Annotated in this window: 31 protein-coding genes; 10 read left to right on the forward strand and 21 right to left on the reverse strand. The window is 66.0% G+C overall.

What is annotated here, in order from left to right; genetic code table 11:
• Positions 1 to 21: 21 nt before the first annotated feature.
• Positions 22 to 837, forward strand: a complete 816-nt coding sequence (locus AC5RTT_RS04645; protein WP_494144210.1) for an SGNH/GDSL hydrolase family protein — start codon at positions 22 to 24, stop codon at positions 835 to 837.
• 5 nt (positions 838 to 842) lie between these two features.
• Here AC5RTT_RS04645 and AC5RTT_RS04650 read toward each other — a convergent pair whose 3' ends face one another.
• Genes AC5RTT_RS04650 through AC5RTT_RS04665 form a run of 4 tightly spaced genes read right to left on the reverse strand, consistent with a single transcriptional unit; the run spans position 843 to position 2,435 of the window.
• The gene (locus AC5RTT_RS04650; protein ID WP_494010865.1) at positions 843 to 1,136 is read right to left on the reverse strand and encodes a DUF503 domain-containing protein; all 294 of its coding nucleotides are present in this window, start codon (positions 1,134 to 1,136) and stop codon (positions 843 to 845) included.
• A gap of 14 nt (positions 1,137 to 1,150) precedes the next feature.
• Positions 1,151 to 1,471, reverse strand: a complete 321-nt coding sequence (locus tag AC5RTT_RS04655) for a putative quinol monooxygenase (RefSeq protein WP_494144211.1) — start codon at positions 1,469 to 1,471, stop codon at positions 1,151 to 1,153.
• Entirely contained in the window at positions 1,468 to 2,022 is a 555-nt protein-coding gene (locus tag AC5RTT_RS04660) for a DUF1990 domain-containing protein (RefSeq protein ID WP_494144212.1), read from the reverse strand. The genes AC5RTT_RS04655 and AC5RTT_RS04660 overlap by 4 nt, the downstream gene beginning before the upstream one ends.
• Positions 2,019 to 2,435 (reverse strand): MmcQ/YjbR family DNA-binding protein, encoded by a 417-nt coding sequence (locus AC5RTT_RS04665; protein ID WP_494144213.1) that lies wholly within the window; start codon positions 2,433 to 2,435, stop codon positions 2,019 to 2,021. Before AC5RTT_RS04665 ends, AC5RTT_RS04660 begins: the two co-directional genes overlap by 4 nt.
• A 45-nt stretch (positions 2,436 to 2,480) precedes the next feature.
• On the opposite strand from AC5RTT_RS04665, the gene AC5RTT_RS04670 reads away from it, so the two are divergent.
• Entirely contained in the window at positions 2,481 to 3,509 is a 1,029-nt protein-coding gene (locus tag AC5RTT_RS04670) for an isopenicillin N synthase family dioxygenase (protein WP_494144214.1), read from the forward strand.
• A gap of 25 nt (positions 3,510 to 3,534) precedes the next feature.
• Here AC5RTT_RS04670 and AC5RTT_RS04675 read toward each other — a convergent pair whose 3' ends face one another.
• From AC5RTT_RS04675 to AC5RTT_RS04700, 6 genes are all read right to left on the reverse strand, one after another.
• Complete coding sequence (locus AC5RTT_RS04675; RefSeq protein ID WP_494144215.1) at positions 3,535 to 3,960, reverse strand: CoA-binding protein; 426 nt, start codon at positions 3,958 to 3,960, stop codon at positions 3,535 to 3,537.
• A gap of 62 nt (positions 3,961 to 4,022) precedes the next feature.
• Positions 4,023 to 4,856: a hypothetical protein gene (locus AC5RTT_RS04680; protein WP_494144216.1), complete on the reverse strand. Its 834-nt coding sequence runs from the start codon at positions 4,854 to 4,856 to the stop codon at positions 4,023 to 4,025.
• Positions 4,853 to 5,404 (reverse strand): RNA polymerase sigma factor, encoded by a 552-nt coding sequence (locus tag AC5RTT_RS04685; RefSeq protein WP_494144263.1) that lies wholly within the window; start codon positions 5,402 to 5,404, stop codon positions 4,853 to 4,855. The genes AC5RTT_RS04680 and AC5RTT_RS04685 overlap by 4 nt, the downstream gene beginning before the upstream one ends.
• Positions 5,405 to 5,695: 291 nt before the next feature.
• Positions 5,696 to 6,046 carry a YegP family protein gene (locus AC5RTT_RS04690; RefSeq protein ID WP_494144217.1) on the reverse strand — a complete coding sequence of 117 codons (351 nt, stop codon included), beginning with the start codon at positions 6,044 to 6,046 and terminating at the stop codon, positions 5,696 to 5,698.
• A gap of 278 nt (positions 6,047 to 6,324) precedes the next feature.
• On the reverse strand, positions 6,325 to 7,614 hold the full coding sequence (locus tag AC5RTT_RS04695; protein ID WP_494010874.1) for an adenylosuccinate synthase: 1,290 nt from the start codon (positions 7,612 to 7,614) through the stop codon (positions 6,325 to 6,327).
• Between the two features lie 244 nt (positions 7,615 to 7,858).
• The gene (locus AC5RTT_RS04700) at positions 7,859 to 8,914 is read right to left on the reverse strand and encodes a M14 family zinc carboxypeptidase (RefSeq protein WP_494144218.1); all 1,056 of its coding nucleotides are present in this window, start codon (positions 8,912 to 8,914) and stop codon (positions 7,859 to 7,861) included.
• Between the two features lie 323 nt (positions 8,915 to 9,237).
• Here AC5RTT_RS04700 and AC5RTT_RS04705 point away from each other — a divergent pair, with 323 nt between their 5' ends.
• Complete coding sequence (locus AC5RTT_RS04705) at positions 9,238 to 9,870, forward strand: uracil-DNA glycosylase family protein (protein ID WP_494144219.1); 633 nt, start codon at positions 9,238 to 9,240, stop codon at positions 9,868 to 9,870.
• A 96-nt stretch (positions 9,871 to 9,966) separates the two neighbouring features.
• On the opposite strand, the gene AC5RTT_RS04710 is transcribed toward AC5RTT_RS04705, so the two are convergent.
• From AC5RTT_RS04710 to AC5RTT_RS04720, 3 genes are all read right to left on the reverse strand, one after another.
• Entirely contained in the window at positions 9,967 to 10,389 is a 423-nt protein-coding gene (locus AC5RTT_RS04710; RefSeq protein ID WP_494144220.1) for a DUF3151 domain-containing protein, read from the reverse strand.
• Entirely contained in the window at positions 10,390 to 11,409 is a 1,020-nt protein-coding gene (gene fbaA / locus AC5RTT_RS04715; protein ID WP_494144221.1) for a class II fructose-bisphosphate aldolase, read from the reverse strand.
• 153 nt (positions 11,410 to 11,562) lie between these two features.
• Positions 11,563 to 12,237, reverse strand: a complete 675-nt coding sequence (locus AC5RTT_RS04720) for a TrmH family RNA methyltransferase (RefSeq protein WP_494144222.1) — start codon at positions 12,235 to 12,237, stop codon at positions 11,563 to 11,565.
• Positions 12,238 to 12,290: 53 nt separating this feature from the next.
• On the opposite strand from AC5RTT_RS04720, the gene AC5RTT_RS04725 reads away from it, so the two are divergent.
• Positions 12,291 to 13,118: an HAD-IIA family hydrolase gene (locus AC5RTT_RS04725; RefSeq protein ID WP_494010880.1), complete on the forward strand. Its 828-nt coding sequence runs from the start codon at positions 12,291 to 12,293 to the stop codon at positions 13,116 to 13,118.
• Here the strand turns inward: AC5RTT_RS04725 and AC5RTT_RS04730 are convergent.
• From AC5RTT_RS04730 to pyrE, 4 genes are all read right to left on the reverse strand, one after another.
• On the reverse strand, positions 13,115 to 14,155 hold the full coding sequence (locus AC5RTT_RS04730; protein ID WP_494144223.1) for an alpha/beta fold hydrolase: 1,041 nt from the start codon (positions 14,153 to 14,155) through the stop codon (positions 13,115 to 13,117). The genes AC5RTT_RS04725 and AC5RTT_RS04730 overlap by 4 nt on opposite strands.
• Positions 14,156 to 14,224: 69 nt before the next feature.
• The gene (locus AC5RTT_RS04735; protein WP_494144224.1) at positions 14,225 to 14,836 is read right to left on the reverse strand and encodes a hypothetical protein; all 612 of its coding nucleotides are present in this window, start codon (positions 14,834 to 14,836) and stop codon (positions 14,225 to 14,227) included.
• Positions 14,837 to 14,936: 100 nt separating this feature from the next.
• Positions 14,937 to 15,704 carry a GAF and ANTAR domain-containing protein gene (locus AC5RTT_RS04740; protein ID WP_494144225.1) on the reverse strand — a complete coding sequence of 256 codons (768 nt, stop codon included), beginning with the start codon at positions 15,702 to 15,704 and terminating at the stop codon, positions 14,937 to 14,939.
• A gap of 152 nt (positions 15,705 to 15,856) precedes the next feature.
• Complete coding sequence (pyrE, locus tag AC5RTT_RS04745) at positions 15,857 to 16,441, reverse strand: orotate phosphoribosyltransferase (RefSeq protein ID WP_009357201.1); 585 nt, start codon at positions 16,439 to 16,441, stop codon at positions 15,857 to 15,859.
• Positions 16,442 to 16,515: 74 nt separating this feature from the next.
• On the opposite strand from pyrE, the gene nadE reads away from it, so the two are divergent.
• Positions 16,516 to 17,370, forward strand: a complete 855-nt coding sequence (gene nadE / locus AC5RTT_RS04750) for an NAD(+) synthase (RefSeq protein ID WP_494144226.1) — start codon at positions 16,516 to 16,518, stop codon at positions 17,368 to 17,370.
• Positions 17,371 to 17,493: 123 nt separating this feature from the next.
• Here the strand turns inward: nadE and AC5RTT_RS04755 are convergent, their stop codons facing one another.
• Both AC5RTT_RS04755 and AC5RTT_RS04760 read right to left on the reverse strand, forming a co-directional pair.
• Entirely contained in the window at positions 17,494 to 17,958 is a 465-nt protein-coding gene (locus tag AC5RTT_RS04755) for an SRPBCC family protein (protein WP_494144227.1), read from the reverse strand.
• 62 nt (positions 17,959 to 18,020) lie between these two features.
• Complete coding sequence (locus AC5RTT_RS04760) at positions 18,021 to 18,815, reverse strand: IclR family transcriptional regulator (protein WP_494144228.1); 795 nt, start codon at positions 18,813 to 18,815, stop codon at positions 18,021 to 18,023.
• Between the two features lie 172 nt (positions 18,816 to 18,987).
• Here AC5RTT_RS04760 and AC5RTT_RS04765 point away from each other — a divergent pair, with 172 nt between their 5' ends.
• Genes AC5RTT_RS04765 through AC5RTT_RS04775 form a run of 3 tightly spaced genes read left to right on the forward strand, consistent with a single transcriptional unit; the run spans position 18,988 to position 21,609 of the window.
• Positions 18,988 to 19,716: a CoA transferase subunit A gene (locus AC5RTT_RS04765; protein ID WP_494144229.1), complete on the forward strand. Its 729-nt coding sequence runs from the start codon at positions 18,988 to 18,990 to the stop codon at positions 19,714 to 19,716.
• Between the two features lie 31 nt (positions 19,717 to 19,747).
• Positions 19,748 to 20,419, forward strand: a complete 672-nt coding sequence (locus AC5RTT_RS04770) for a 3-oxoacid CoA-transferase subunit B (protein WP_494144230.1) — start codon at positions 19,748 to 19,750, stop codon at positions 20,417 to 20,419.
• Entirely contained in the window at positions 20,416 to 21,609 is a 1,194-nt protein-coding gene (locus AC5RTT_RS04775) for an acetyl-CoA acetyltransferase (protein ID WP_494144231.1), read from the forward strand. The genes AC5RTT_RS04770 and AC5RTT_RS04775 overlap by 4 nt, the downstream gene beginning before the upstream one ends.
• Positions 21,610 to 21,727: 118 nt before the next feature.
• On the opposite strand, the gene AC5RTT_RS04780 is transcribed toward AC5RTT_RS04775, so the two are convergent.
• The gene (locus AC5RTT_RS04780; RefSeq protein WP_494144232.1) at positions 21,728 to 22,417 is read right to left on the reverse strand and encodes an ankyrin repeat domain-containing protein; all 690 of its coding nucleotides are present in this window, start codon (positions 22,415 to 22,417) and stop codon (positions 21,728 to 21,730) included.
• 9 nt (positions 22,418 to 22,426) lie between these two features.
• The gene (locus AC5RTT_RS04785) at positions 22,427 to 22,990 is read right to left on the reverse strand and encodes a GlcG/HbpS family heme-binding protein (RefSeq protein ID WP_494144233.1); all 564 of its coding nucleotides are present in this window, start codon (positions 22,988 to 22,990) and stop codon (positions 22,427 to 22,429) included.
• A 192-nt stretch (positions 22,991 to 23,182) separates the two neighbouring features.
• Here AC5RTT_RS04785 and AC5RTT_RS04790 point away from each other — a divergent pair, with 192 nt between their 5' ends.
• Positions 23,183 to 24,418, forward strand: a complete 1,236-nt coding sequence (locus tag AC5RTT_RS04790; RefSeq protein WP_494144234.1) for a sensor histidine kinase — start codon at positions 23,183 to 23,185, stop codon at positions 24,416 to 24,418.
• A complete protein-coding gene (locus AC5RTT_RS04795; RefSeq protein ID WP_494144235.1) occupies positions 24,415 to 25,041 on the forward strand; it encodes a response regulator in 627 nt (208 codons plus the stop codon). The genes AC5RTT_RS04790 and AC5RTT_RS04795 overlap by 4 nt, the downstream gene beginning before the upstream one ends.
• The last annotated feature ends 83 nt before the right edge of the window (positions 25,042 to 25,124 follow it).

Here is a 25,124-nt window from a genome sequence, read left to right on the forward strand (position 1 = left end):
GATTTCCGCTTTAATCGTCCTATGGGCAAGCTGGCAAGGTTCCTGGCTGTGCTGCTGTTGCCGGTCCTTATCGTGATCGCGGCCGCACCGACTCCGCCTCCTGCCACCGGGACAGCCTTCCCCCGCAGCATTGCCGCCCTGGGTGATTCCATATCCCAGGCCAACAGCGCCTGCTGCAGCGCCGGTGACCACCCCGGACAGTCCTGGTCCACCGGTGACGTCCCCGGCGACGGCGTGGCCAGCCATTACGAACGGCTGCTCCGTCTGGAGCCGGCCATCAGGGGGAACAACTTCAACCACTCCGTCAGCGGGGCGAAGGTTGCAGATTTGCCCCGGCAAGCCGCCCAAGCAGCCGAAAGCCATGCCGCATACGTCACCGTTCTGGCAGGGGCCAACGATCTGTGTACGGCTTCCGTGGAAAGCATGACACCCGTGGACGAGTTCCGCTCGCATGTGGCTGAGGCGTTGATGATCCTGGATCAAATGTCACCTCCACCCAGGGTGCTGGTCAGCAGCATCCCGGATATCCATCAGCTGTGGATTGTCCTGCGTGCCGAGCCCGCCGCCCTGTCGGCCTGGTCCGCCGGCCGGATCTGCCCGGCCATGTTCGGTGCCTCAGCGACCGAAGAGCAGCGGCAGCAGCTCCTCCAGCGCCATCAGGCCTTCAACTCCGTGCTGGCCGAAACCTGTGCCCGGTACGAGGGCTGCCGCACCGATGGCGGGGCTGTTTTCGCCCACGTACCCAGCCCTGCCGACGTGAGCACGCTGGATTACTTCCACCCCAGCCTCCAGGGGCAGGCCAGGTTGGCCGAAATCACCTGGAACGCGGCCTGGTAGCCGCGTCAGTCCTCGCTGTGGATCTCCCGCTGCCGGGCGCTAAGCAGTTCGATTTCAGGGCGCCCGGCAACGAAGCGGTCGACGGCGTCGAGCACCTCAACGAGGTGCGCTCGGTCCGCGGCCACCAGGCCAACGCCAACCTTTGAGCGCCGGTACTGGTCATGGTCGCCCACTTCTGCCACCGAGACATCGAAGCGGCGCTTGAGTTCGGCGAGCAGGGGCCTGACGACGGACCGTTTCCCCTTCAGGCTGTGGACGTCGCCCAGGAGGATGTCGAACTCGATCCAGCCGATCCACACAGGTCCGGGCCTTCCTACTCGATGGTGAGCTCACCCATCCGGTCCCAGCCGTCGCCCTCGAGCTGGCGGCTGATGATCCTGGGGGTTTCGGCGAGCGCCTGCGGCATGTCAACCATGGCCTGCTTGAAATGGACGCTGTTGACGTGGTCACCCGCGGCATCGTCCTTGAAGGCTTCCACCAGGACGAACTCGTTGGGATCGTCCACGCTGCGGGACCAGTCGAACCAGAGGTTTCCGGGTTCCTCCCTGGTGGCCTCCGTGAAGCCATCCACCAGGCCCAGCCAGCGCTCCGACCATTCCGGCTTCACCTTGAACTTGACGACGATAAAGATCACTGGGGAGTTCCTTCCGCGGCGAGTGTTCGTGCCCCTTCAATGTACCGGGAAGTCACATAGCGCTGCGCGGCCCTGGTCACCAGTCCGCCCGCGGCGTAGAACCAGTTGCCGGGCTTGCTGAAGGCCCGGATCCGAAGGAACACCTCACCGGCCCTGTTGATTTCCACCTCGAAGGACTCCTCGCCGCGGGCAGGGTGCCCCGGCAGGGTCCCGTAGCCGAAACCGGCCGCCTGCGGCATGCCGTCCGGGGAAGGCTCATGGACCCAGACCACCTCGCATGGTGCGTTGAGGCGGAATGGCCCCGCACCGAACCCGCTCACCACCCGGGCTCCGGGCACAACTGCGGGTGAATCAGTCCGGACCCGCAGCCCCGCCCGCCTGTGCAGCTCCCACACCAGGATGCCTTGCGCCACGCGCCGGTAGACGTCCATGCCGGTGCCCAGGCGGGCTTCTTCCAGGACGCCCGTGAATCCTGCAGGAACTGCACCGCGCTCCGTGCTCCCCACGCCCGGGTAGTTCACGGTGCCCTTCACCAGCGGCTTCCCGGTCACTGCTTTGTCCCGTCGGCACCGGACAGGCGCGCCCACCCCAGCTGTTCCTGCTGCTTCCGGTTGAGGCCCGCCACCACCAGGTCGTAGGAGTCTTCCACCATGTCGCGGACCATGTCATCCGGCAGTGCCCCGTCCAGGCGCACGCCGTTCCAGTGGGTCTTGTTCATATGCCAGGCACCCGTGATCTCGGGGTGTGCTGCACGCAGTTGGACGGCCAGGGACGGCTCACATTTGAGGTTCACGTAGAAGTCCCGGAGGTCCAGCGAGGACAAGGCGAAGAGCTTGCCCCCGGACGCAGTTCCGCCGCCGCTGCGGGCACGGACCTTGAATACTGCCGTCTCCGGCCCGAACGGGTAATCCTCGTAGGCGCCCGGGAAGGACAGGCAGATCATCCGTAGCGCGTCGGGGTCCATGAAGCCAGCCTATAAAGCAGGCCGCAGCGGTGCTAGTCTGCGAGGATGTCGAACGATCAGGGCAGCATTCCTGTTCTGGACCTAAGCACCGCACGGCAGCCCTACGGGTCTTTCAGTCCGGAATTCATCGAGCAGCTGCGGCACGCCACCCACAACGTCGGTTTCTTCCAGATTACGGGGTACGGCGGGGCGCCCGGCCAGGCGGACCACCTCCTGGACGTCATCAGGCGCTTCTTCGACCTTCCCCTTGAGGAACGGCTGAAGCTGGACAACCGGCTGTCGCCCCATTTCCGCGGGTACACGCGCATGGGCACCGAAGTGACCCAGGGAAAGGCGGACGCGCGCGAGCAGATTGACTACTCCCCTGAACGTGAGCCGGTCAGCGACTATCCGCCGGACGAACCGTATTGGCTGCTCCAGGGCCCCAACCTCTGGCCGGACGAGTCTTTTCCGGAGCTCAAGCCGGCTGCGATGGCATGGGCGGAGCTGATGTCCTCGGTAGGCATGGAGCTCCTCCGCGCCATCGCTGTCTCACTCCAGCTGCCCGAGGACTACTTTGACGAGCCGTTCCGTGATTCCCCTGCGTGGATGGGGAAGCTGGTCCACTACGTGGGCGGTGTGGTGGAGGAGGCCGGCGACCAGGGGGTAGGTTCGCATGCAGACTACGGCTTCGTCACCCTCCTGCTGCAGGACGAGGTGGGCGGGCTGGAAGTACAGCCGCCCGGCACCACGGGATGGATACCGGTGAAACCCATCCCCGGCGCGCTGGTGGTCAATTTGGGCGAAATGCTGGAAGTGGCCACGGAGGGGTACCTTGCTGCCACCATCCACCGGGTCCAGGCGCCTCCGCCCGGGGTGGACCGCTACTCGGTGCCGTTCTTCTGGTCGCCCCGGCTCGACGCCGTCATCGGCCCAGTTCCGCTGCCGCCGGAGCTCAGGGCGGCAGCGCGCGGCATCACCGATGATCCGGCGAACCCTCTGCTGTCATCCTTCGGGATGAATATGCTCAAGGGCCGGATGCGCGCCCACCCGGATGTCACCGAACGGCACTATCCGGAGCTGATGAAGCGCTAGGGTGCACTTCAACCGCCGGCAGGGGTCAAAGGTTGAACTGCCAGGCCACCTGCGCGGGACAGACGTCCATCACCACGTCCAGGCCCGCTGCCTTGGCCCGCGCCGCCGCGTCCTCATCGATCACGCCAAGCTGAAGCCAAACTGCCTTCGCCCCCACGGCGATCGCCTCGTCCACCACCGCTCCCACCCGCTGGGAGTTCACAAAGCAGTCCACGACGTCGATGGGGTGCTTTTCAGGGGGAATGTCCCTGAGCCTGCGGTACCCCTCTTCGCCGTGCACCGGGTCGCCGGGCAGGTTGACCGGGATGATGTCCATCCCCAGCCGGTCGCGGATGAACAGTGACGTGTCGTAGGCGGCGCGCCATTCGTTGGTGGTGAGGCCCACGATGGCCCAACGGCCCTTCGTCCGCATCAGTCGTTCGATGACAGCTGGATCGTTAGTGTGGCCCATGGGCTTAGCCTACCTGCGTGTCCATTGGTCGCCGCGGCTGCCGGTCAGTATTGCCGTGACTGTCACCGATCGAATTTCTGCCGCCAGTTGTCGCCAGGTGCTTGCTTGCCGGCGGTTGCAGGGGTGCCGTTCACGAGCTCTGCGGCTTCCGCCCGCGGCTTCACCGCATCCCCGGCGAGGCTGCCTTCCCCTGCCAGCTTTTCCTCACCGGGGAAGCTGTCTCCGCGGGACTGTCCGGCGCCGGGGAGGTCGGTGGCCGAACTTCCTGAGGGGCCACGGTCCTGCCCTGGCGCCTGCGGGTTGTCCTCCCGGCCGCCGTTGGAAACGTCGCCCTTTTCCTGCGGCGCTTGCTGCTCCGGGCCGGGTGTCCCCGGTACCCGGTGGGGAGCAGGTTGCTGCCCGGCAGGCTGCCCGTCGAAACCAGTGGCAGGGACGGCGGGTCCGTCACTCCCGGGGTCAACTGCCGCCGACGCGGGATCCACGCCCGGGGTGTCCGGCTGCGGGAATCCGGAAGCAGCCTGGACCGCAATGCTCCAGGACGGCCGCCAGTCTTCGAGCAGTTCCTGCACCGAGGAGCTGCCGGCGTGCATAGCCACCGGGGAACTGGCAGCGACTCCGCCTATCCCTGTTGCCATGCCCGCTGCGAGGGCAAGCCCCAGCACGGTGGGCCGTTGGATGCGACGGCGACGGCGGCGGGCGAGTTCATCGTCCGGCGCACCGGAGGTGATGTCGCCGGCCAAAAGCTTGGCAAGTTCCCCCGACGGCGCCGGCACAGGAAGGGATGCCAGGGTTCCCAGGGTGAGAAGGGCGGCGCGGAGTTCCGCATCTTCGGCATGGCCGGCGTCGACGAGCATGTCATCGACCAGCGCGGGCAGGCCGGAAACGTGGGGGGTCATGGCTTGAGGTACTCCTTCACTGCCGAGAGGTCCCGCAATTTGAGGAGCGCCCGCCGCTGCAGCTGCTTGACGGCGCCGGCGCTCTTGTCCATTGCTTCCGCTGCCTGCTCCACCGTGAGCCCGGCAACAAGGCGCAGCGAGAGGGCCTCCCGCTGGTCATCGGGGAGGCCCTCAAGCAGCCGAAGGACTTCCTGCGGCGAAATGCGTTCCAGTGCTTCGGATTCGGCCGACGCATGCTCCCGGTGGTCGAGGTCCGGCTCGAATGTAAGGTGCGCAGGAGTGCGGCTCTGGCGGCGGTGATCGTCCACCATTCGGGCGTGGGCCACCGAGAAGATGAAAGTGCGAAGCCCTGCCGCACCGCCATGCACGGAGCCCACCCGGGGCAGGACGGAGAGGAACACTTCCTGCATTGCCGCCTCCGGATCTTCGACTCCACGGGCCGTAAGGTAGCCCAGGACCTGTGACGCGTATGTCCGGTACACGAGGCTGTAAACGGCGGGCTGCCGGGACTGGTCCCGGAGCGCCTCGTCTGTCAGTGCATCAGTCACGGACGTAGTGCTTTCAGTCAAAGAGGGGACGCTGGTTCAAGTACAGACCACGCAAGACGGAATGCCTTGTCCCCGGCCAACTTTACCCCTCAGTAACTGCTTCACCGGGATCGCCACGGCGGCACCGGTTCCGGAAATAGGAGCTGCCCCTGCCGCCGGATGAAAGGGAAGAGCCGGCCTGGAACGTGATGGGGGACAAGTTCCAGGCCGGCGCTACATAAAGGTAATCGCCGGGGCGGGCGGAAGGGTTACGCGGATCCAGAAAAATCTCAAAAAACTTTTGGAAGTGTTTTACTGTGCCAGGGCGCGGGTCCAACGCGGGGCCGCCGACAGCCGGCGCGGACCCTTGGCAAGGCTGGAAATGTGCACTCTCGCGGCGGCACGCGGCCCGCAGTCGCTTTGCGAAGCAGCCGGCGCAGCCTCGTGGACAGGACGAGGCGCCGGTGGGGAAACTGTCCCGGCCGGACAAAGATCTGTCACCAATCCGGTGCCGGCGCATTCACGGACGGAATCGATACCTGCCTTGACGGCGTGCTTGTCCTTGAACGCCTGGGAGACGGCCATTACCGTTCCGTCGGGCCCCAGCAGCCGGAACCTGTACAGTGAGTCCGCGTCGACAAACACTTCGAAGTTCCCGGCCATAGCGTCATCCTTCCAGAGGGGAATCATGCTGGCGATGCCCTCGTGCCGGCCGGCACGCACGGCTCGCTGCGATCTTTCCGCGGATTATGTGGAACTGCAGGTGATCGGTACACCAAGTATGAGAAAAGTTTGCGGCCCGCGTCCGCTGCCCTACAAGACCGGGACGGTTAACCCTGTGTAAATTGCCTGCCACCTCAAATGCGGCTTAAATGCCGCGGCGGCGGACCCAGGGATGGTGGTCCGCCGCCGCCGCTTCAGGACTGGCTGTGCTGGGGGGATCAGTCGTTGATGAGGTCGTTCACCACGATGGTCTGGTCCCGGTCAGGTCCCACGCCGATGGCGGAGAAACGCGTGCCGGAAAGCTTCTCCAGGGCGAGGACGTAGTTGCGCGCGTTGTCCGGCAGGTCAGCCAGGGTGCGGGCACCGGTGATGTCCTCGGTCCAGCCGTCGAAGTACTCGAAGATCGGCTTGGCGTGGTGGAACTCGGTCTGCGTCATCGGCATCTCGTCATGGCGCACGCCGTCGACGTCGTAGGCCACGCACACGGGGATCTGCTCGATGCCGGTGAGGACGTCCAGCTTGGTGACGAAGTAGTCCGTGAAACCGTTAACCCGGGAGGCATGGCGGGCCAGGACGGCGTCGTACCAGCCGCAGCGGCGCGGGCGCCCGGTGTTGACGCCGAACTCGCCGCCGGTCTTCTGCAGGTACAGGCCCATGTCGTCGAAGAGCTCGGTGGGGAACGGGCCGGCGCCGACGCGCGTGGTGTAGGCCTTGATGATGCCGATGGACCGGGAGATACGGGTGGGACCGATGCCCGAGCCCACCGAGGCGCCGCCTGCGGTCGGGTTGGAGGAGGTGACGAAGGGGTAGGTGCCGTGGTCGACGTCCAGGAACGTGGCCTGGCCGCCTTCCATCAGGACCACCTTTCCTTCGTCAAGGGCGGTGTTCAGGACCAGAGTGCTGTCGATGACCAGCGGGCGCAGCCGCTCGGCGAAGGACAGGAAGTACTCCACGATCTCGTCCACCACCACGCCGCGGCGGTTGTAGACCTTGACCAGGAGTTCGTTCTTCTGCCGCAGTGAGCCTTCCACTTTCTGGCGGAGGATGGACTCGTCGAAGACGTCCTGCACGCGGATGCCAAGGCGGGCAACCTTGTCCATGTACGCGGGGCCGATGCCGCGGCCGGTGGTGCCGATGGCACGCTTGCCCAGGAAGCGCTCGGTGACCTTGTCCAGCACCTGATGGTACGGGGCCACGAGGTGGGCGTTGGCGGAGACGCGGAGCTTGGAGGTGTCGGCGCCGCGGGCCTGGAGCCCGTCGATTTCCTGGAACAGTGCTTCGAGGTTCACTACGCAGCCGTTGCCGATGATGGGAACGGCATTGGGGCTGAGAATGCCTGCCGGCAGCAGCTTGAGTTCGTACTTTTCACCGCCTACGACGACGGTGTGCCCGGCGTTGTTGCCGCCGTTCGGCTTGACGACGTAATCGACGCGGCCGCCCAGCAGGTCGGTGGCTTTGCCTTTACCTTCGTCGCCCCACTGGGCTCCTACGATCACAATTGCTGGCATGGGATCCTCCCCCATTCGTTCGGGCTCTCCGGTAGCCCGCCACATCGTGGCAGTCCTGGGGCAGCGCCGTTCATGAGAATGCCCCGAGTGGACCGGCGTGCATTGTCCCGCGGACGGAACTGCGGCGCGATGGCCCCGGGGCCCTTACCACCCAAGTTTAGCGGATGGCACTCCTTGTCCCCTCGTTTGGCCACCGCCCTCCTTTACGGAAGGTAAAGGAGGGCAATGGCCGGCGGCTTATGCCTTACTCGTCGTCGGCTTCCCCGCCCGGCCGGGAGGTCTGCTCGGCGAGGCTGTCCCAGAAGGAGGTGTCGGCGTCGGCGATTGAACCGTCCGCGATGGCCGCCGCGGTGGACGTCAGGGTGGTGACCGTCTGCTTGATCAGGTAGCCGTTGCTGCGAAGGCCCAGCGCAACGCCGTCCGCGTAGTGGTCGGACATGCCGCGCATCTCGAACAGCAGGGTGGCAATCCCGTACTCCACGGCGATGCCGTTGCGGCTGATGGTTTCGGCGCTGCCGCCCTGGTACTTGCCCAGGTGGCCCCAGCCCGTGGAGTCAACGTTGTCGAACACCACGGCACCCAGCTGTTTGGACCTTTCGACGACGGCGGGGTCCGCGTTGGGGGTGGTGGGGTACAGGATGGAGCCGGAAACCAGTTCGCCGTCACGCTCGCTCCGGGTGCCCTGGTGGTGCAGGTCGATCATGTAGTCGATGTCGTACTTGCGCATTACATTGTTGTGCAGTGCCTGCGTTTCGGGCTGGACCTTGGCCACATGGTCGCGGTTCAGGTCCACGCCCTCGGCGTTGTAGCGGGTCAGGTTGCGGTCACCCTTGGCAACATAATCGTCAAGCGGGAAGTTCACGTCCCCCATGGCTCCGTCTGCGTTCAGCATGGGAACGATCAGGATATTGACGCCGGCCAGGAGGTCCCCTGACTTGCCCGTCCCCAGGTGCTTGACGAATTCCAGCGCACCCTCGGTGGTGAGCTGTTCGTTGCCATGCTGCTGCGTGAGGTAGAGGATGGTGGGCTTGGCCGGGTCCGAGATGTACTTGACCAGGTGGATGTCCCGCCCCTTGACGGTCTGCCCGATGACTTCCAGCTCCATCGCCTGCTGCTTGGCGTCCTGGTCCTTCAGGAAGGAAACCATCTGGTCATAGGTGGCCAGCTTAGAGGTGGTGATCTGTCCGTTGCCGTCATAGTTGGGGCCTTCGCCCACGGCCTGAGCCAGCGGGGCCGGTCCCGCGACGACGGCGAGTGCCAGCGCTCCGGACACAGCAAGGACCCTCAAGGATTTTTTCACAGCGCGTTACCTCTTTCGAGTGCATTAGGTGCCTCCAGCCGCCATGTCCCCCATTGCGACTGTGACAACAGCCAACCAAGGTAAACGGTTTCTGTCAATCAATTCGACAAACCTCGACAGCTGTTTGTCGAGGTTTGTCGGGTTTGCTTCCTTTTGCCGCGAAGCGGGACCACCGGCGTTTCGCTTCGCGGGGCTTGGTAGACTGGACAAGGCCGGCCAGGAACCGGCCCACCCCCAATTACCGCCGCTGATGCGCCGCGCCTCCTCGCGCCCGACTCCGCCGGCGGACGCACCGCCAATCCCCGCAGGAGACCCAGCAGTACATGACAGCACTGGCCCCCGAATCATTCCATGACCAACTCCTGAGCCGCCGCTACGAGCCCAACGTCGCCGCCGTCAACGAACTGTGCGATTCCCTGCAGGAGACCAGGCCCGGCACCACGGTTCCCTACGTCGATCCCATGCACGACGTCGAAGAATGCCGCATCATCAGCCTGTTCTCGAACATCGGTGAAGCAGATCCGTCAGGTTTCATCACCGCCGGCGACCAGGATGCCGCCACCCGCATGCTCGGGATCCAGTGGAAGCTGGGCCTCCGCCCGGAGTTCGTGATCCCGTGGAACGTCCACCCGTGGCACGTCCCCGGCGAGGCCAACGGGAAGTTCACTCCGGACCAGATCCAGTCCGGCCTCAAGCCGCTGCTCAAATTCCTGGCGCTGGTGCCCCGCGCATCCGTGATCGTGGCTCATGGCACCGAAGCCAACCGCCTGGCAAACCTGCTGCTGAAGACCGAGGTGCCCCTCCTGTGGCGCCGGGGGCTCAAGACCTACAAGGTGCGCTCCCTCAGCGGCCGCGCGTTTGCCGGTTCCCCGGCCCGCCAGGCGGAATACCTGGAGGACATGCGCGTCGCCTACGCCGACGCCATGGCCCGGACGGGTCTGCAGAAATCCAGCTAACCCCACCCGGGACGTACGACGGCGGGCGGTCACCTTTCACCAAGGTGGCCGCCCGCCGTCGTCCCCACCCGCCCCCTGCGGGCGTGGGCCCAGTAATTAGGCGCCTTCGATGGCTGCCTTGGCCGTGGGATCGGAGTCCTTGAGGAACTTCTCGATGCGCTCCGGCTCCTCCGGCTCACCGATGGCTGCCGAGGCCCGCCCCAGCGAGTACAGGGCGCGCAAGAACCCGCGGTTGGGCTCATGCTCCCAGGGGATGGGGCCGGCGCCGCGCCAGCCGTTGCGGCGCAGCGCGTCGAGCCCGCGGTGGTAGCCCACCCGGGCGTAGGCGTAGGAGTCGATGGTGCGCCCCTCTGCCCACGCCTCTTCGGCCAGGATGGCCCACAGGAGCGAGGACGTGGGGTTCTTCGCCACCAGGTCCACAGCTTCCTGGCCCAGGGCGAGATGCTGGTACACCTCGGTCTCGGCGGGCAGGAGCGTGGGCTCCGGACCCATGAGGTTCCTGCGGAACTCGTCCGACATTTAGAAGGTCTTTCCGGCCGAGCCGAGCTGCTTGGTGGCTTCCACCACGCGGGCTGCGAGCCCGGCTTCGGCGGAGGCGCCCCAGACGCGGGGGTCGTAGGTCTTCTTGTTGCCCACTTCGCCGTCCACCTTCAGGACACCGTCGTAGTTCTTGAACATGTGGTCGGCCACCGGACGGGTGTAGGCGTACTGGGTGTCGGTGTCGATGTTCATCTTGATGGTGCCGTAGGAGACCGCGTCCGCGATTTCCTGGTCCGAGGAGCCGGAGCCGCCGTGGAACACCAGGTCGAACGGGTTTTCCTTGCCGATCTTCGCGCCTACCTGGGCCTGGATGTCCTTGAGGATCTCCGGGCGGAGCTTGACGCCGCCGGGCTTGTAGACGCCGTGGACGTTGCCGAAGGTCAGCGCGGTGATGTAGCGGCCGTGGTCGCCGGCACCCAGCGCCTCAACGGTGGCCAGGGCGTCCTCAACGGTGGTGTAGAGCTTTTCGTTGATCTCGTTCTCAACGCCGTCCTCTTCACCGCCCACGGTGCCGATTTCAACCTCGAGGATCATCTTGGCGGCGGCGGTGCGCTCCAGCAGCTCGCGGGCGATGCGCAGGTTTTCCTGCAGCGTCTCGGCGGAGCCGTCCCACATGTGGGAGTTGAACAGCGGGTTGCGGCCGGCCTTGACCTCAGCCTCGGAGGCGGCCAGCAGCGGCAGGACGAAGCCGTCCAGCTTGTCCTTGGGGCAGTGGTCGGTGTGCAGCGCGATGTTCACGCCGTAGTTCTTTGCCACCTCGCGGGCGAAGGCTGCAAAGCCCAGGGAACCGGCCACCATGTCCTTGGTGGAGGCGCCGGACCAGTAGGCGGCACCGCCGGTGGAAACCTGGACGATGCCGTCGGACTCAGCCTCGGCGAAACCCCGCAGTGCGGCGTTCAGGGTCTGCGAGGAGGTCACGTTCACGGCCGGGTAAGCGAAGCCGCCTGCCTTCGCGCGGTCGATCATTTCGGAGTAGATCTCTGGGGTTGCAATGGGCATGCTGACTCCTATGCTGAGTTTCGTCTGAGGGCTGGTAACCCGTAGACCGCTTTACGGCTAGCACCATCCTAGCGATATCCGCCACAGCCCAGGCGATTCGGGTCAGCCCTCGGTAACACTCCAGCGAGTTGGGATGACGTGCCCCGCTGCCCGCTACACATGCTGGTTGAAGACGTGCCGGCGGACCCAGGCGTGCATGGCGATGGCTGCTGCGGAGGCGGCGTTGATGGACCTGGTGGAGCCGAACTGTTCAATGGACAAGGTGGCCTCGGCCGCAGCGTGGACCTCGGGCGTGAGGCCCGGACCTTCCTGGCCGAAAACCAGCACGCAGTCCCTGGGCAGTTCGTAGGTTTCCAGGGGCACGGAGTCGGGAAAGATGTCGATTCCTATGATCGCCAGGCCCTCGCCCTGCGCCCACGCCACGAAGTCCTCCACGGTGGGATGGTGGCGGACGTGCTGGTAGCGGTCGGTGACCATGGCGCCGCGCCGGTTCCACCGCCGTCGTCCGATGATGTGGACCTCTTTGGCGAGGAACGCGTTGGCGGTCCGCACCACCGTGCCGATGTTGAGGTCGTGCTGCCAGTTCTCGATGGCCACATGGAAGTTGTGCCGGCGGGAATCCAGTTCCGCCACGATCGCCTCGTGCTTCCAGTAGCGGTACTTGTCCAGCACGTTGCGGCGGTCGCCGTCGGCCAGCAGGTCCGGGTCCCAGTGGTCGCCTTCCGGCAGGTCGCCTTCCCAGGGTCCGACGCCGACTTCCGCGTTAGGTGCCCCGGCCTCCTCGGGCTGCGGGTTGGCGGGGTCAGGCGTGCCGGGCGTTGGGTTCACCCCTCAACACTAGACTGGACCACTGGACCAAACATCAACGGGTGGAGGCAAGCGTGGCAGAAGCAGACCAGGTAGTAGGCAACCCGGCGGTTTACCGCAGCGGCCAGGACATTGAGTGCTGGCTGACGGACATGGACGGCGTCCTGGTCCACGAGAACCAGCCAATCCCGGGTGCAGCTGAACTGATCCAGCGGTGGGTGGACACATCCAAGCGCTTCCTGGTGCTGACCAACAACTCCATTTTCACCCCGCGCGACCTTGCCGCCCGGCTGCGTTCCTCCGGCCTGGAGGTCCCCGAGGAGAACATTTGGACCTCGGCCTTGGCCACCGCGCAGTTCCTCAAGGACCAGGTGCGTTCGGAAGCCGGCAACAGGGCCTACACAATCGGCGAGGCAGGGCTTACGACGGCGCTCCACGAGGCAGGCTTCATCCTCACCGACCAGAACCCGGACTTCGTGGTGCTTGGCGAGACGCGCACCTATTCCTTCGAGGCCATTACCACCGCCATCCGGCTGATCCTCGCCGGTGCCCGCTTCATCGCAACCAACCCGGATGCCACCGGTCCGTCCAAGGACGGCCCCATGCCCGCAACAGGGGCAATCGCAGCTTTGATCACCAAGGCCACCGGCAGGGAACCGTACATCGTCGGCAAACCGAACCCCATGATGTTCCGTTCCGCCATGAACCAGATCGATGCGCACTCCGAGACCACCGCCATGATCGGGGACCGGATGGACACGGACATCATTGCGGGCATGGAGGCGGGCCTGCATACCGTCCTGGTCCTCACGGGGATCACCGGACGGGATGACATCGGCGCCTACCCGTTCCGGCCCAACCAGGTCCTGAACTCGGTGGCGGACCTGAAAAACCAGCTCTAGAACACACTCACCCTGGACCCGCCCCGGGGCAGCGGGAAGAAGCCGTTCATCAGTTCCTCCAGGATGGGGTTGTACACGTTGGGATTCCAGCCGGGGCTGGCGTGGGCGGGGGCTGCATCTGTGGTCTGCAGGTCGGTGGAGACCATGTTGTCCTTGAACGCCACGGCCCAGGCCTCGGCTGCGGTCTGGTAACGCACGGTGCGGTCTCTCGGGTTCCCGATGTAGGCCATCTTGGCGTTGCCGATCCGGCCTGCGAACCGGGACCCGTCGAAGTAGTAGATGTAGGCGGATTCCGTCTGGACCAGCACGCTGGACGGTGCGATCGGGGACAGCTGTTCCAGCGTCTGGTCCAGTATCTGCCGCCAACTGCGCTCGTCCTTGTGGATCACGCGTTCGCCCAGTTCGTAGCCGCCACGGAGGGCGGACGGGAACCGGAAGCCGCGCTCGTAGAGGAACACCACGCCATCGAACCAGCTCTGGTCGAGGACGTCATGCTTGCTGTACGGGCTGGAGTCCAGCACGATGAACTGCACCTCCACGCCGTGGAGCTCCAGGAGCCGGGCGGCCACCTGGGTTGCCACCATGCCGCCGAAACTGTGCCCGTAGAAGAAGAGCTTGGTGAGCTTTTGGGCGCGGACGTACTCGATCACTGCGATCACCACCCGATCAATATCCAGCCCTTGGTTGGAGTATCCGACGGCGGCCAGCCGGGCCCGCTTGTTTAGGGACCCGCGCAGGGAGTTCAGTATCCACTGCGCTTCTTCCCAGCTGGTTTTGTAGCCGGGGAAGAGGAACCAGCTGGCGTCCGGATAGTACGCATCTGCGAAGTTGTCCGTTACGGGCAGGATCCTATTGGTCCGGCGCTGCGACTGGACCTCCCGGGTGAGGAGCATGTCCGCCGCCAGCAATCCTGAGGCGCCGGCAACAGTGAGGAACGTGCGCCGGGAAAAGCGTTTCAGGGCAGCCGCTTCCGCCAGCAGGCGGGCCGCGGAAGACCCGCGCCGGTCCTGCGGATTTACGTCCCCCTCATACGGCACGCCTCTACCGTAGGCACAACCGAAGACACCACCGCAAGCAGCGGGGTGTAACCATTCAGTGACGCCGGGTCAGATGGCTGTCCGGTCCTCTGCCGCGCTTGACGGCGCTTCCGGATGCTGCCTGCGCCGGAGGATTTCCCGGCCAATGTCGTTGTAGCGGCCCAGGAGGTCCGAGCCTGCGAGTGCCCTGGGGTTGTCCAGCAGGGCGAACAGGGTGTCGCTGGCCGCAAGGAGCTCTTCACCCGAGTATTCCTGCAGCGGCCGGCAAAACAGCTCCTCCAGCCGGGCAGCCGGGACGCCCAGGAAGTCCCGGTTGACGTCAGGAAGGGGGGAATCGTCGACGGGAACAGGGAAAGTCCGGCCCGCCGGACCGGCAGGAGTTGCCCAACTGGCAGTGGGTGTGGAGACCTGGAGGGACACGCCGGCACCGTCAATTCCTGCCAGCGCGGTGATGTCCATGGCGTTGAGGTCGCTCCGCAGCCCCGCCAGTGCCGCCGACTCCACCAGCGCAGCCCGGGAAAGGTCAACCCGGATGTGCGAGCGGATGCCCATGCGCCTGACGCGGCGGATGATGTGCACAAGGTCGGGGCGTGACTCGTTGTTCAGGCTCCCCCGGACATCAATCCGCACGGTATCGGCGGGGACGTCGAGATTAACGAGGGCGTTCAGTGTGCGGTCCATAGGTACTCCAAAAAAGGGTGTCTATGGCCGACGGCTCAACCTCGGTAAGCGTAACCCCGAGTCCGAGCCGGGCACAACCCGCCGGTAACGTCGCCGGGCCTCAGGCAGTCTGGTCGGACTGCCTCTGGCTTGGCTCCTGGTAATGCGTCCGGGTGCCGCTGCCACCCACTGAATCAACCAGGGACCGCGCAATATCCCGCAGTTTCGTATTGCTGTTGCTTGAAGCCTCGGTGAGGATCTGCACTGCCGCCTGCTGGCTGCACCGGTTCTGGGCCATCACGATTCCCACGGCGATATCGATGATAGTGCGGGACTCCAGCGTGGCACGGAGGTTGGCCGCACTGTCCGTATGCAGCGAGAACCGCACCGCCAGCCGCAGGGCCTGGGAGATCTCCCGGGTGTAGCCGCGGGCCTTCGCGGCAGCCTTTTCATCGAACTTGCGCGGAACGTCGGAGTACAGGTTGAGCGCCGCTTTGGCTTCACCCTGCAGGTTGAAGGGCAGGGACAGCACGGACCGGAGGCCATGCGAGGCCACCGCATTCGCGTAGTCGGGACCCCAGCGGTTCTCCTGAAGGAGGTCCGGCACGTGGACCTCACGCTCCTCCTCGGCCGCAGTCAGGCAGGGGCCCTGTGCCAGGGAGTACTGGATCTCGTCCACTTCCCGCGCCGAGTCGCTGCTCCAGCCGATGGTGGCCGCCTTGCGGTCACGCAGAAGGGTAATACCACAGAGGGCGTCTTCTCCATCGCCTGCCACCTGGTGCGCGGAGAACCGCGCCAGCTCGTTGAGGAAGTCCTCGAAATCGGCACTGTCCAGGATGAGGTTCTGGATCTGCTCGTTGGTGTTCAAGGGCTGTTCAGAGGGGAGCATGGGGCAAGTTCTCCGTACGGGGAGTTGAGGGGTTATGGCAAATGATAGGCCAGCCTCAGCCGGTCATCCAACAAAGGGTGCAGCCCCAGTCCCCGGAACGCTGCTACAGCTGACCCCCGCCGCCCTCCGGCGTGCGGGGTGGACGGCTGTGGCTAGGAAAGTCCCAGCTCGTCCTTGCTGAACGCAAACAGGTAGGGAACACCGGTTTCGGCTTCAATCTTTTCTTTGGCTCCGGTATCGCGGTCCACGATCACTGCCACCGCAACAACATTGCCGCCGGCGTTGCGGACGCCCTCGACGGCCGTCAGGGCGGAGCCGCCGGTGGTGGAGGTGTCTTCCAGGACCAGGACTTTGCGGCCTTCCACGGACGGGCCTTCCACCTGGCGGCCCATGCCGTAGGACTTCTGCGCCTTGCGGACCACGAAGGCGTCAACGGCGCGGCCGGCGTCGGCGGCTGCATGCATCACGGCCGTCCCCACCGGGTCAGCCCCCATGGTAAGGCCACCGGCGCATTCGAAGTCGATCCCGGCGTCGTCGGCAAGCGCAAGCATTACCTGGCCCACCAGCTTGGATGCCTCATGGTGCAGTGTGATCCGGCGGAGGTCGATGTAGTAGTCAGCCTCCGCTCCGCTGGAGAGGATCACCTTGCCACGGACCACGGCAAGTTCCTTGATCAGTTCGAGCAGGCGGGCACGGGCAGCTGCAGCATCCACTGCAGTCTCACTGGGGGAAGTCATGGGTTCCAGTTTAGTCGGGACAGGCCGGTGGACATGCTTGAGCACTGTCAACGCCGCTGGCTAGGCTGGAGCACATGCGCGAACTCCAGGCCACCATCATCAAGGAAATGGGCGTACAGCCCCGGATCGATCCCGCCGGGGAGGTGCGCAAGCGTGTCACGTTCCTTAAGGACTACCTCAAGGCAACACAGACCAGGGGATTTGTCCTGGGTATTTCCGGCGGCCTGGATTCGTCCCTGGCCGGAAAGCTCGCCCAGCTGGCTGTTGACGAGCTGGAGGCCGAGGGCGTGGAGGCCAATTTCGTGGCGGTGCGCCTTCCCTACGGTGTCCAGCACGACGAGGAGGACGCCCAGGCCGCCCTTGATTTCATCAGGCCCAAGACGGAATGGACCTTCAACATTTCCGCCGCCGTTGACGGTTTCGAGGACGAGTTCGAAAAGACCGTGGGCAACGAAATTTCCGACTTCCACAAGGGAAACACCAAGGCCCGGACCCGCATGATCGCCCAGTACGCGCTGGCAGGCGAGCACAACTACCTGGTGGTCGGCACCGACCACGGCGCGGAGTCCGTCACCGGATTCTTCACCAAATATGGCGACGGCGGCGCGGACATCCTTCCGTTGTTCGGCTTGAACAAGCGGCAAAACCGCGCCCTGCTGGCAGAGCTTGGCGCCCCTGCACGGATCTGGGAAAAGGTACCCACCGCAGACCTCCTGGACGACCAGCCGGGCCGCACGGATGAAGACGAGCTGGGCTTGACCTACGACCAGATCGACGACTACCTGGAGGGCCGGGACGTTCCCGGGGACGTCGCGGAACGCATCGAACAGAAGTACCTGCGTACCCGGCACAAGCGCACTGTGCCCGTCAGTATCTTTGACACCTGGTGGAAGGGCGAGGGCCCCGAAGAGGCACGCACCGGACTCTGACACAAAGAGCCCGCCCTCCACTGGGCTTCCTTACCCTTCAGGAAGCGCGAAGCGGCGCGCCGCACCTTCAGGAGTGGCGCGCCGTCGCGCATTTTGGTTAACGGTGGTTCGCCTTGAGCGGCGTCAGCTGGAGGACCGGGCTTCGGCGAGGTCCTTGAGCTTACCGAGGGCCACAGGCCATGCTTCCTTCAGCATGGCCGCCCATTCTTCCTCACTGTCAAGCTCCACCTCCACTGTCGTCACCCCATCAGCCTCGGTGAATGCATAGTTTTCGTGCGCCCCGATGAACTGCTTCGCCGCGTCGCTGGTCCTGTCATCCACACCGTCGACGATCTGGCCGAGATATCTCAGGGAGATAAACTCATGCGGCCTGCTTTCCTCAACCGTTGCGATCATCCCGCCCGTGGACCCTTCATCGTCAGGGCCAAGGAACCGAATCTCACTGCCCCGGTTCCACTCACCCTCATAGTAGGAACCCGACTCGTTGAACGCACTCGTCCATTCCCGGTATGTTGCATCATCGAGCATCGTGGCCCAGACGGTCTCTGCGGGAGCGCTAATTTCTACCTCGAATTTCAGCTTTTCCATGCCTGATGGTACGTCCGCAGCAAAACCCGGAAACAGACCGAGGTCCAGGCAGGCCAAGGGTCTCAGTAGGGCACCACTGCGCCCTCGGTGCCGGCCAGCTGCTGGGTAATCCGGTGGGCCTCCGCCATCAACAGCGCGCCCAGCTCTTCCTGGCGGTCCGGCCGGAACCGGGGCTCGATCCCCGTCAGGGACAGGGCCCAGGCGGGCCGGCCTGACCGGTCGAACACGGCCGCGCCCATCCCCCAACTGCCTTCAAGCACCAGGCCGGGGTTCAGTGAGTAGCCCTGCAACCGGGTACGGGCCAGGTTCTCGCGGACAAGCTGCTCCGTGTGGTTTGCGGCGAAGGTGCCCGCATGCTTTGTCCAGTCCGCCAGCAACTCCTCCTGCTCGGCCTCAGGCAGGAACGCCATGATGGCCGTGCCGGCGGAGGCCACACCCAGGGGGAACCGGACGCCCTCATGCAGGACGAAAGACCGGACCGGAAAGCTGCCCTCCTCCCGCAGCAGGCAGACGGTCTCCGTGCCGCGGCGGACGGAAAAGAAGGCACTCTCCCCGGTGGCTTCGGCGAGGCGGCGCAGGCTGGGGCGCGCAATGTCCTCCAGCGGGAACCGGGCAGAGGCGACCGACCCCATCAAAAGGACTTCCGGCCCCAGCACCCAGTTGCCGGATGCCGGATCCTGGTCCAGCAGTCCCTCGCCCGCCAGGGAGGTCAGCAGCCGATGGACCGTGGGCCGGGTCAGCCCGGATTCGCGGACCAGGCCGGCCAGCGGCATGCCCTCCGCACTGCGCGACACCAGGCGTAACAATCCGGCGATCCTGCTGACCACCTGCGCTCCCTGCACCTGAACTGCACCCATTCCTGCTCCTTTCGTCCATAATATGGACATTCAGAAGCCTACCGTCCACAGTGTAGATGCGCACGTTTTGCCCAGATTCCGCCTCTTGACACCCCAAATCAGCCTCTTTAGCCTCGAAGGCACAACCATTGGTCCATAAAGTGGACACGCGGACGCTCGACGAGGAGAAACCATGAGCAAACTTCACCCCACGGCCGCTGCGGCCCTGCAGGGGGCGCTTGAGGACGGGATGACCCTGGCCGTGGGCGGGTTCGGCCTGAGCGGTATTCCCTCCGACCTGATTGAGGCCGTGCGGGATTCCGGGGTAAAGGACCTGACGGTGGTCTCGAACAACATGGGTGTGGACGGCAAGGGCCTGGGCATCCTGATTGAAGCGGGCCAGGTCCGCAAAGTCATCGCGTCCTATGTGGGCGAGAACAAGCTGTTCGCGGAGCAGTACCTGGCCGGAAAGCTCGAGGTGGAGTTCACCCCGCAGGGCACCCTGGCCGAGCGGCTGCGCGCCGGCGGTGCCGGTATCCCCGCCTTCTACACGAGGACCGGCGTCGGCACCTTGGTTGCCGACGGCAAGCCGCACGAGGTGTTCGACGGCGAAACGTACGTCCAGGAGCGCGGCATCGTGGCCGACGTCGCACTGGTCCACGCCCACACCGCCGACACCGACGGCAACCTCATCTACCGCTACACCGCACGCAACTTCAACCCCGTGGTGGCCACCGCCGGGAAGCTCACCATCGCCGAGGCCGAGGTCATCCTCCCGCCCGGCGCCCTGGACCCGAACCACATCGTCACCCCCGGCGTGTTCGTCCAGCGCCTGGTGCAGGCCACCGCGCGGGCCAAGGACATCGAACAGCGCACCGTCCGGCCCCGCACCGAGCCCGCCGCTGAAGCGCTGGCAGTCTGAACACCCACCACTTTTTCAAAGGAGAAACCCCATGGCCTGGACCAGGGATGAAATGGCCGCCATCGCGGCCGAGGAACTGAACGACGGCGACTACGTGAACCTGGGCATCGGCATCCCCACGCTGGTGGCCAACAACCTGCCAGACGGCGTACGCGTGGTCCTGCAGAGCGAAAACGGCCTGCTGGGCATGGGCCCGTTCCCCTACGAGGGCGAAGAGGACGCTGACCTGATCAACGCAGGCAAGCAGACCGTCACCGTCCTGCCCGGCGGCAGCATCTTCGACTCCGCAACCTCGTTCGGCATGATCCGCGGGGGGCACGTCAAGGTCGCCATCCTCGGCGCCATGCAGGTCTCCGGCACCGGTGACCTGGCCAACTGGACCATCCCCGGCAAGATGGTCAAGGGCATGGGCGGTGCCATGGACCTGGTGGCCGGCACACCCCGGGTCGTGGTCCTCAGCGAACACAACGCCAAAGATGGCACCCCAAAGATCGTCCGCGAATGCACGCTGCCACTTACCGGGCTGGACTGCGTGGACCGCATCATCACAGACCTTGCCGTCTTCGACCTGGTGAAGAAGGACGACGGCGGGCGGCGGCTCACCCTCACCCGCCTCGCTCCGGACGTGACGCTCAGCGAGATCCATGACAAGACCGGCGCGGAATTCGACATCGCCCTCGAGCGCGAAGGAGCCATCGCATGAGCCTCAAGGAACAGTTCGGCAAGGACATCCTCATCACCGGATGGGGGCACAGCAAGTTTGGCAAGCTCACCGACGACACCCTGGAGTCCCTGATGGTGCAGGTGGCCACCGACGCCATCAGCACCGCGGGGATCGATCCCGGGCAGGTGGACGAGGTCTACGTGGGCCAGTTCAACTCGGGGATGGTGCCCCTGGCCTTCCCGTCGTCGCTGGCGCTGCAGGTCTCCCCCGACCTCGCCAACGTTCCCGCCACCCGGGTGGAGAACGCCTGCGCCTCCGGCTCCGCCGCGTTCCAGCAGGGCACCAAGTCCCTGCTCGCCGGGACCGCCAGGACCGTCCTGGTGATCGGTGCCGAGAAGATGACCCATGCCGGGGCCGACGTGGTGGGCGCCGGGCTGCTGGGCGCCGACTACGACATGGCGGGCAAGTCCTCCACCACAGGCTTCACCGGGCTGTTCGCCGACGTTGCCAAGCACTACGCCAAACGCTACGACCCCCACGGCAAGCTCGGCGACGTGCTGGGCACCATCGCGGCCAAGAACCACCGCAATGGCGTGGACAACCCCTACGCCCAGCTCCGCAAGGACCTGGGCGAGGAGTTCTGCCGCACTGTCTCGGACAAGAACCCCATGGTGGCTGATCCCCTGCGCCGCACGGACTGCTCCCCCGTATCCGACGGCGCTGCCGCCGTCGTCCTGTCCACATCACCTACGGGCGGTGCGGCTTCGGCCGTGCGGTTGGCCGGCTTCGGCCAGGCGAACGACTTCTTCCCCGCCTCCCGCCGTGACCCAGTGGCCTTCGAAGCCACCCGCGTATCCTGGCAGCGCGCCCTGGCGATGGCCGGCGTCGGAATCGCAGACCTTGACTTCGCGGAGGTCCACGACTGCTTCACCATCGCCGAGTTGCTCATGTACGAGGCCATGGGCCTTACCGACCCCGGCCAGGGCCTCCGCGCCCTGGAAGAGGGTCGGGTGTTCAAGGACGGGAAGCTGCCCGTCAACGTCTCCGGCGGCCTCAAGTCCAAGGGCCACCCCGTGGGCGCCACCGGCGTCTCCCAGCACGTCCTCGCCGCCATGCAGCTCACCGGCACCGCCGGCGACATGCAACTGAATAGCCCCCGCCGCGCCGCAGTCCAGAACATGGGCGGCGTGGGCATCGCCAACTACGTCAGCATCCTCGAAGCCGTCTGAGTCCGGAGCTCGGAGCCGCCGGCTGGGGCACTTTGAAGCCGCGGCCAGCCGTTAAGGCCATGGCCGGCGGCGTGTCCGCGCCAATGTGCCCCACAACGGCTGCTGAGCAGGGGCCGCTCTAGCTGCGGGAGCGGATCAGGGCCGCGATTTCCGCGAACCCCAGCCGCTCCGCGTTCTGGAGGGCAGTACGGCCCTCCGGATCGCGGATGTCCGGGTCCCCACCAGCGTCCAGGAGCAGGCGCACCACTTCCAGCTGACGCGGGCCACCGTTGTTGAGCAGGATGGCTTCCTGCATGGCCGTCCAGCCCAGGTTGTTGACGTGGTGCACCGGTACCCCGGCCGCAATCAGGATCTGCACCGTCTCCACGTGCCCGTGCTCGCTCGCGGGAATCAGTGCCGTCCCGCCGTAGCAGTTGGTGCTGGCAACATCCGCACCCGCCGCCAGCGTCAGCCGGAGGACCTCGTTGAAGCCTTCGGCTCCGGCATAGAGGAACGCGGAATCCTGGATGGCGTCCTTGGCGTTGACGTTCCCGCCCCTCCCGATCAGCGCGGCCACCAGCGGGGCGTTATTGGCCTTGGCGGCTGCGATCAGTTCCTGGTCCAGCTGCGCCTGTTCCCCGGCGGACAGGGCCGGTGAAGGCGGCGGGGAGGGCGCCGCCGCCGGAGGCTGTCCCGGAGTGGGCAGCGGGCTGGAGGGTGCGGGGGCGGACGCAGAATCAACCGGCTGCGGCTCCGGCGGACCGGCCTGGCAGGCGCTGAGCAACAGCCCGCCGGCGGCAAGCATCACGGCCATCCGGAATCGCCTCATACGCGGAGCCTACTTGGCAGTGCGGGCAATGGCATCAGCCCCTGCCGAGGCGCAGGCTTCATCCAGCGCACCGTCCGGAGCACCGCCGACGCCGATGCCCGCCACCGAGACGCCGTTGACCTTCAACGGGACGCCGCCGGCCAGGAACAGGGTATCCGGGAGGTCGGCGATGGAAGGGCCGGTGCCGTTGATGCGCTTGGTGAGTTCACTGGTGGGGGCGCCGAAGGCGGCAGCGGTATACGCCTTCTGCTTGGCCGCTTCGATGGTGTGTTCGGCGGCGTTGTCACCGCGGAGCAGCGCCTGGAGGGTGCCGAACCGGTCCACCAGCGCGACGGTGACGAAGGGCAGCTTGTCCGCCTGGCATTTGGCCAGGGCTGCGCTGACGGCTGTGGCCGATGCCCCAACGCTGATGCGGTTCTGCTGCACCACCGTTTCGGGCACGGGCTGGACGTCGACGGCGGGGACCGCTGCCGGTGCGGGGCTGGTTCCGGCGTTGGCTGCCGCCGTAGCTCCGGCGGTCAGGACGAGGGCGCCGGCAGCGGCGGCGGCAAAGGCTTTGTGCGACTTCTTCACGGTGTCTCCTTGGACGGTCATGGGGGGTACGCACCAATCCTTCCGGGGGCGGGGGCGACGGGCATCGGGCCTTCGTCTGCTGAAGCCTCCACCCAAAAGCCAGCCGAATCAGCCAAATGGCTGAGAGACCAGCATCGGCGGGGGCAATAGCATGGAAGGTAGCGTTTCCCACCAGCCAGAACGGGACATCCCATGCCTACCCGAGCCGCCGGCACTGCCCCGGCCACCGCTGCCGCCCCGGGAACCCCGCCCCGGCGGGATACACCCCGCACCGGCCTGGGCAGCATCGGCACCGCAGTGCACCTGGGATTCGCGGTGCTCCTGGTGGCCTCGCTGGTGCGCTACGTCATGCGGCACAGCCCCGCCGACAACCTGCTGATCCTGGGACTGGCTGCCGCGGCGAGCATGCTCTATGCCGCCGTGGCCGTTCTCGCGGCGCGGGGCAGGCCGGGCATGCCGTGGATGTTCACCCTGGTGGCTGTCTGGGCGGTGCTGGTGGTCGCGGCCCCGAGCTTTGCCTGGTGCTCGTTCGCGCTCTTCTTCCTCTGCCGCAGCGCTTTGGCCGGAACCGCCGCCTACCTGGCGGCAGGCACCACGGCGGCAGCCACGGCAGCAGGGCTGTTCCGGATGAGCGACGGCACGGACCCCGCCATGCTCCTGGGCCCGCTGGCAGTGGGACTGATGCTGACACTGATCTACGACCGCATCCAGCACGACGCCGAGGAACAGCGCCGCCTGCACGCTGAAGTCTCGCGGGCGCAGGGCGAGTTGGCCGCCAGTGAGCGCCGCGCGGGCACCATTGCCGAACGCGAACGCGTGTCACGGGAAATTCACGACACCGTCACCCAGGGACTGGCCAGCAGCCTGCTCCTGCTCGAGGCCGCCGGACGGGCCTGGCCAAGCCCTGCCTCCCGGGACGAACTCCGGCAGGCAGCCGGGCTCCTGCGCACCAGCCTGTCCGAAACCCGCAGCCTCGTCCACGAACTGGCCTCCCCGGGGTTGGACGGATCCCCCCTGCCCGAAGCCCTGCTCGTCGCCGCGAGGCAGTACGTGCCCCAGACCCGGCTCCTGGTGACCGGCGAACCGCGGCCCGTGTCCGGGGAGGTCCGCCATGCCCTGCTCCGCGTCGTGCAAAGCGCCGCCTCCAACATCAAGCTCCACGCGTCAGCCACTGCCGCCACCGTGACCCTGGGATTCCTTCCCGAGGCCGTCACCCTGGACATTTACGACGACGGCGCCGGGTTTGATCCGGCGGCGGCAGCACCGCCGTCGGACGCCGGAGGGTACGGTCTGAGGGCCATGCGCCAGCGGGTGGAACAGCTTGGCGGCACCTTCTCCGTGGAAAGCTCACCCGGTGAAGGGACCATCGTGGCCGCCCAGCTGCCCGCGGCTCCAGCCGCGGGCGAAGCCGCGGGAGGTAAACCATGAGCGCCATCACCGTCCTGCTGGTGGACGACCATTTGGTGGTCCGCAGCGGTCTCCGCGCCCTGCTCGGCACCCAGCCGGACATCGCGGTGGCGGCAGAGGCCGCCTCCGGCGAGGAAGCCCTGGTCCAGGTGCGCGAGCACTCCCCCGCTGTGGTGGTGATGGACCTGGCCATGGGTGCGGGCATGGACGGCATCGAGGCCATCCGCAGGATCCGCGGGCTCAACAAGCGGCAGGCCATCCTGGTGTTCACCACCTACGACTCCGATGCGGACATTGTGCGCGCCGTGGACGCCGGCGCCATGGGCTATCTCCTGAAGGATGCCGCGCCGGAGGAAATTTTCGCTGCCATTCGCGGCGCCGTGCAGGGCAAAAGCGTCATGAGCCCGCCCGTGGCGTCCCGGTTATTCCAGCAGCTGCGCAACCCGGACGAGATCCTCACCCCGCGGGAGGCCGAGTTGCTCAGCCTCCTCACTGAGGGGCTCAGCAACAGGGAACTGGGCCAGCGACTTTTCATCTCCGAAGCCACTGTAAAGACCCATCTCGCCCACATATACGCCAAGCTCGGAGTGGAGACCAGGGCGGCTGCGATAGCCACCGCGATCCGCCGTGAAGGCATGCGCTGAGCACGCCATGCCCGGCCACCCCTTGCACACAGGCCGTTGTCCCCGTACGTTGGGGAGCAGCGGGGGACGTTCTCCGCACACTT

The organism is Arthrobacter sp. Y3221157 (assembly GCF_059089865.1).

What these genes read in the sequence shown, in the direction of transcription:
- AC5RTT_RS04675 (WP_494144215.1), bottom strand. Translation starts at nt 3,960, where the DNA reads ATGGGCCACACTAACGATCCAGCTGTCATCGAACGACTGATGCGGACG.
- AC5RTT_RS04765 (WP_494144229.1), top strand. Translation starts at nt 18,988, where the DNA reads ATGAGCAAACTTCACCCCACGGCCGCTGCGGCCCTGCAGGGGGCGCTT.
- AC5RTT_RS04775 (WP_494144231.1), top strand. Translation starts at nt 20,416, where the DNA reads ATGAGCCTCAAGGAACAGTTCGGCAAGGACATCCTCATCACCGGATGG.
- AC5RTT_RS04695 (WP_494010874.1), bottom strand. Translation starts at nt 7,614, where the DNA reads ATGCCAGCAATTGTGATCGTAGGAGCCCAGTGGGGCGACGAAGGTAAA.
- fbaA (WP_494144221.1), bottom strand. Translation starts at nt 11,409, where the DNA reads ATGCCCATTGCAACCCCAGAGATCTACTCCGAAATGATCGACCGCGCG.
- AC5RTT_RS04790 (WP_494144234.1), top strand. Translation starts at nt 23,183, where the DNA reads ATGCCTACCCGAGCCGCCGGCACTGCCCCGGCCACCGCTGCCGCCCCG.
- AC5RTT_RS04665 (WP_494144213.1), bottom strand. Translation starts at nt 2,435, where the DNA reads ATGGACCCCGACGCGCTACGGATGATCTGCCTGTCCTTCCCGGGCGCC.
- AC5RTT_RS04670 (WP_494144214.1), top strand. Translation starts at nt 2,481, where the DNA reads ATGTCGAACGATCAGGGCAGCATTCCTGTTCTGGACCTAAGCACCGCA.
- AC5RTT_RS04710 (WP_494144220.1), bottom strand. Translation starts at nt 10,389, where the DNA reads ATGTCGGACGAGTTCCGCAGGAACCTCATGGGTCCGGAGCCCACGCTC.
- AC5RTT_RS04690 (WP_494144217.1), bottom strand. Translation starts at nt 6,046, where the DNA reads ATGGCCGGGAACTTCGAAGTGTTTGTCGACGCGGACTCACTGTACAGG.
- pyrE (WP_009357201.1), bottom strand. Translation starts at nt 16,441, where the DNA reads ATGACTTCCCCCAGTGAGACTGCAGTGGATGCTGCAGCTGCCCGTGCC.
- AC5RTT_RS04680 (WP_494144216.1), bottom strand. Translation starts at nt 4,856, where the DNA reads ATGACCCCCCACGTTTCCGGCCTGCCCGCGCTGGTCGATGACATGCTC.
- AC5RTT_RS04755 (WP_494144227.1), bottom strand. Translation starts at nt 17,958, where the DNA reads ATGGAAAAGCTGAAATTCGAGGTAGAAATTAGCGCTCCCGCAGAGACC.
- AC5RTT_RS04740 (WP_494144225.1), bottom strand. Translation starts at nt 15,704, where the DNA reads ATGCTCCCCTCTGAACAGCCCTTGAACACCAACGAGCAGATCCAGAAC.
- AC5RTT_RS04795 (WP_494144235.1), top strand. Translation starts at nt 24,415, where the DNA reads ATGAGCGCCATCACCGTCCTGCTGGTGGACGACCATTTGGTGGTCCGC.
- AC5RTT_RS04770 (WP_494144230.1), top strand. Translation starts at nt 19,748, where the DNA reads ATGGCCTGGACCAGGGATGAAATGGCCGCCATCGCGGCCGAGGAACTG.
- AC5RTT_RS04705 (WP_494144219.1), top strand. Translation starts at nt 9,238, where the DNA reads ATGACAGCACTGGCCCCCGAATCATTCCATGACCAACTCCTGAGCCGC.
- AC5RTT_RS04735 (WP_494144224.1), bottom strand. Translation starts at nt 14,836, where the DNA reads ATGGACCGCACACTGAACGCCCTCGTTAATCTCGACGTCCCCGCCGAT.
- AC5RTT_RS04760 (WP_494144228.1), bottom strand. Translation starts at nt 18,815, where the DNA reads ATGGGTGCAGTTCAGGTGCAGGGAGCGCAGGTGGTCAGCAGGATCGCC.
- nadE (WP_494144226.1), top strand. Translation starts at nt 16,516, where the DNA reads ATGCGCGAACTCCAGGCCACCATCATCAAGGAAATGGGCGTACAGCCC.
- AC5RTT_RS04645 (WP_494144210.1), top strand. Translation starts at nt 22, where the DNA reads ATGGGCAAGCTGGCAAGGTTCCTGGCTGTGCTGCTGTTGCCGGTCCTT.
- AC5RTT_RS04780 (WP_494144232.1), bottom strand. Translation starts at nt 22,417, where the DNA reads ATGAGGCGATTCCGGATGGCCGTGATGCTTGCCGCCGGCGGGCTGTTG.